Annotated in this window: 1 protein-coding gene; it reads right to left on the minus strand. The window is 66.3% G+C overall.

Annotation, left to right across the window (positions count from 1 at the left end):
- Nucleotides 1-427: ATP-binding cassette domain-containing protein (locus AC1D0P_RS30235; RefSeq protein WP_477680105.1), on the minus strand; the 427-nt coding region annotated here is incomplete at both ends.

Here is a 427-nt window from a genome sequence, read left to right on the forward strand (position 1 = left end):
GGGTGAAGTGACGAGGTTGCGGGCGATCTGCAGACGCTGGCGCATGCCACCGGAGAAGGCGCGCGGCTGATCGTCGATGCGGTCCTCGTCGATCTCGACGCGCCGCAGCCAGTCGGTGGCCGTCGAGCGAATCTGGCCATAATGCCGATCGCCCACCGCCATCAACCGCTCGCCGACATTGGCGCCGGCAGAGACGGCCATGCGCAAGCCATCGGCCGGGTTCTGGTGAACAAAACCCCAGTCGGTGCGCATCAGGAAACGGCGCTCGGCTTCGCTCATGCGGGCCATGTCACGCAGATTGCCGTCGCGCATGCGGTACTGGATGCTGCCGCTATCGGCCATCAGCCGCGTTGACAGGCAGTTGAGCAGCGTGGTCTTGCCGGAACCGGATTCGCCGACCACCGCCAGCACTTCGCCGGGCCAGAGA

The sequence above is a fragment of the Polaromonas sp. P1_G2 genome (assembly GCF_056405515.1).